This is a genomic window from Mycetocola reblochoni REB411, assembly GCF_900163835.1.
Lineage (GTDB): Bacteria > Actinomycetota > Actinomycetes > Actinomycetales > Microbacteriaceae > Mycetocola_B > Mycetocola_B reblochoni.
Genome location: NZ_FUKR01000015.1, coordinates 1 through 3,511 on the forward strand (window position 1 = coordinate 1; position 3,511 = coordinate 3,511).

Annotated in this window: 3 protein-coding genes; 2 read left to right on the top strand and 1 reads right to left on the bottom strand. The window is 62.3% G+C overall.

Annotation, left to right across the window (positions count from 1 at the left end):
• Positions 1–241 precede the first annotated feature (241 nt).
• Positions 242–841 carry a TetR/AcrR family transcriptional regulator C-terminal domain-containing protein gene (locus tag FM119_RS02430; protein ID WP_179205162.1) on the bottom strand — a complete coding sequence of 200 codons (600 nt, stop codon included), beginning with the start codon at positions 839–841 and terminating at the stop codon, positions 242–244.
• A 151-nt stretch (positions 842–992) separates the two neighbouring features.
• Here FM119_RS02430 and FM119_RS02435 point away from each other — a divergent pair, with 151 nt between their 5' ends.
• Both FM119_RS02435 and FM119_RS02440 read left to right on the top strand, forming a co-directional pair.
• Complete coding sequence (locus tag FM119_RS02435; RefSeq protein ID WP_087136110.1) at positions 993–1,814, top strand: siderophore-interacting protein; 822 nt, start codon at positions 993–995, stop codon at positions 1,812–1,814.
• 135 nt (positions 1,815–1,949) lie between these two features.
• Entirely contained in the window at positions 1,950–3,224 is a 1,275-nt protein-coding gene (locus FM119_RS02440; protein WP_087136111.1) for an MFS transporter, read from the top strand.
• Positions 3,225–3,511 lie beyond the last annotated feature (287 nt).

A 3,511-nucleotide genomic window follows, 5' to 3' on the forward strand; every position in this document is an offset into this window, starting at 1 on the left:
TCCCGTCCGACCGAAGCCGAACCGATCACGCCGAACCCCTCACACACAAACTTTCCGACAGACCCGCATGAGTTTCACGAGCGGTCCTCCCTGTAAACAGAGAGTCCTGCGCGGTAGGTGTCGAAGGAATGGCTGAGGTCATTCCATCCGAAGATCCGTGCTGATCCGGTGACACTGACTCACTACTGGAATGAAGCTGCTGCATACGGCGAGCTCGGATTGTGTGATCGCGCTGACACCTTCAGGTGTCCGTTCGTTGCTCTTGCGCCAGGACGCTTTGGCGGAGGTGGGTGAGGATGGCGGCAACACCGAAGTCGTAGCATGCGTCGAAGTCTGCGGAGAACAGGTGCGGGTGAAGGCGGTGCAGAGTCGGGTATCTATCGGAGGGCGGAACTTCTTCTGGGGCGGCTTGGATTTGCGCGGCTTGTTGTTCTTGGGTGATGCCGAGCAGGAAGTAGAACAGTGCCCACATGCCGTGCGCGCTTTCTCTGTCGGGCACGCCCGCGATACTGAGGGCGGTCACGAGCTCCTCGGTGAAGTCCCGTGTGTGCTCCTCGAACGGCGTGTTGCCTGCGGTGAGGCGTGCACCGTCGCGGTATGTCAGCAGGGTGTGTCGGTAGCGACTGAGGATCTCCTCTGCTCGCTGGAACCCGTCCTCGGGTAGGTCATCCAGGGAGAGATGTGCCAATACGGCGTCTGACATCAGTCCGAGCAGGCGTGCTTTTGTCCCGACCTGGAAAGACACGGTGTTCACGTTGACTCGCATGCGTCGTGCGACTTCGCGGATGGTGACAGCATCCAAGCCGTGTTCGTTCAGCAGCTCTAACGCGGCGTCGATCACGTCCTGACGGGTGTGTCTGCGTGGCGGCATCCTCGCCCTCTCTTGCTTGGTGTGCGCTTTCGTTCACAGATAGGGTATCCTAATCAAGTCTGAGTTAGGGTGTCCTAATCAAGAAGGCGATGAGTGTCGCCGGTCCAGAAAGGTGAACTCCATGTCTTCGTTACACAGCGGCGATCGCCGCCACACTCCGCCATGGTGTAGGCGCCCCTTCCTCGGACGCAGGCAGGAGTTGACGCTCGTGGAGCGTCGTCCGATCGGGGAAAGTGCGGTCCGCGTGACCTTGAGCGGGTTCGGCCTAGAGAGTTTCCGTTACCAGGGCGGGGATCAGCGATGCACGCTGCTGATCCCTTGGCCTGAGGAAGAAGCCTGGCGTTACATGGTGCCGATGATCGCGGATCCATGGAGCGCAGCATCGCAGTGGGGGTTCGCAGCAGCGCTTACCCGCCCACTCCGTCGACGTCTCACGGTCAGTGGCTACCGCGCGGACGCGCTGGAGATCGACTTCGACATCTTGCTGCACGGCGAGAGTCCGCTCAGTACCTGGGCGGAGGATGCACCGCTCGGGTCCACGGTCGATGTCATCGACAACGGGCGCCGCTACTATGTCCCTGCCGACACCCGGTGGCAGCTACTCATTGCCGATGAGGCAGGCGCTCCCGCAGCTCTCGCTGTCGCGGCAGAGACCCCATCAGAGGTACCCACAACGTTGTACGTTCCCCGCACGGTGGCGGCGACAGAAGTAGATCGATCTGCCGACCACGTCACGGTCGTCGCTGTACCGAAGCAGGGCGAGCAAAGCGCTGCATGGGAGGCGTTCGTTTCAACGATGCTCGCACGCAGACTCCCTCTGGTTCCTGACCTCGTCGGCATCGCGGGGGAGCGCTCTTTCACACACGAACTCGTCACACGCCTCCGCCGGGCCGGTGTACCCCGCAGTGCTATCCACGCAGGGAACTACTGGAAACGGCAGTGACGAGCGGACGTCCTCCTCCGCCTTGGATCTACGCCACCTGCCCTGAGTCCACGAACCTCATCATCGCTGCGGGGTCCTGCACTACAGCCGACGACGATCGAATGATCTGCGGATCCAGCTCTCAAGAAAGACACGATGCTTCACACTGACACCCTGCCCACATTAACCCGCCCGCGACGCGTGCGCATTCAGCCGTCGGCACTGCTGGTGCTTATCGGGATTTTGCTTGCCGCGGGCAACCTACGTGCGGCCATCACCACGGTCGGCCCGGTACTACCTGAGATCGCACGCTCCACCCAGATCAGCGCGCTGCTCTCGTCAGCGCTCATCAGCCTGCCGCTGGTGGCGTTCGCGCTCGTGTCACCCATTGCCCCGCGCATCGCTCACCGACTCGGGCTCGAACGCACGATCGGGATCAGCCTGCTCCTCCTCATCGCAGGACTCATCACCCGCTCCACACCACCACTGGCACTGCTGTGGATTGGGACCGTCCTCATTGGGGTGGCCATCGCGATCCTCAACGTCGTCCTCCCGGCACTCATCAAACGCGACTTCCCGAACAAGATCGCCCAAGTCACCGGCGGATACTCCGCCCTGCAGTCGACCTTCGCGGCGGTGGCAGCAGGAATTGCAGCGCCGCTCGCCGGGGCGACCGCGCTCGGATGGAGACTTCCTCTGGGGATGTGGGCCGGGCTTGCACTCATCAGCCTCGGGGTCTTTGCTCCGCAGCTGCGCAGGCGGACCGTGCTCACCGCTTCGGAGGAAGACATCGCACTCGAGCTCCCGAAAGCGCATCACGCGACGTGGCGCTCCCCATGGACGAGCCTTCTCGGCTGGCAGGTGACCTTGTTCATGGGACTGCAATCCCTGATCTTCTACAGTCTGATCACCTGGCTGCCCTCCATCGAAGCCGCTGCCGGAATCCGTGCTTACGAGATCAACATCCACCAGTTCGTCCTCAACGCGCTCGGAGTGCTCGCGAGTCTCGTCTGCGCCGTCATGATCCCCCGAATGCGAGACCAACGACTTCTCGCGGTCACGGGCCCGCTCCTTGTCGCCGCCGGACTCGCGGGAATCTACTTCGCACCACAACTCGCGCTGGTCTGGATCTGCGTACTGGGGTTCGCCGCAGGAGTAAACGTCGTCCTCGCACTGTCGTTCTTCGGCCTGCGCACCACGCACCACGGCCAAGCCGCGAGCCTGTCCGGTATGGCCCAGACCCTCGGCTACCTCGTCGCCGCCGCAGGCCCGCTCGTTTTTAGCGCCCTCCACGACACCACAGGAGACCGGACGCCGGTACTAACCGGAATGGTCGTCATATGCATCATCCTCGCTGGCCTCGGATACCTCAGCGGACGAAACCGGGTCATTGGGGGACACACGCATTCGGCGGCCCCGTCTTTGAACTAGCTCCGACTGACACGGCCTGTCTCTGGGTCTCTGACATGCTCGGTCGCGAAGGTAAGCGCGGGCTACTCGGACACGAGAAACCACTGATGGGCAGCATGTGTCGCTGGCCTTCGAGCGTCATCGTTCTGCGGTTGGGTCACCCCGAGTCGGGTGCTATCGAGGAAAAGGCTGAGCACAGCGATCGAGATTCCCAGACCTGCTCTGAGCCCGATCACGTGAGAGTCAAGGGCCTGCTAGGGCGTGTCTCCCATATGGTTCGTGATTGACGCGCGATTCTGGATGGGTGA

Coding starts and splice junctions, on each gene's coding strand:
- FM119_RS02435 (WP_087136110.1), top strand. CDS start 993: ATGTCTTCGTTACACAGCGGCGATCGCCGCCACACTCCGCCATGGTGT.
- FM119_RS02440 (WP_087136111.1), top strand. CDS start 1,950: ATGCTTCACACTGACACCCTGCCCACATTAACCCGCCCGCGACGCGTG.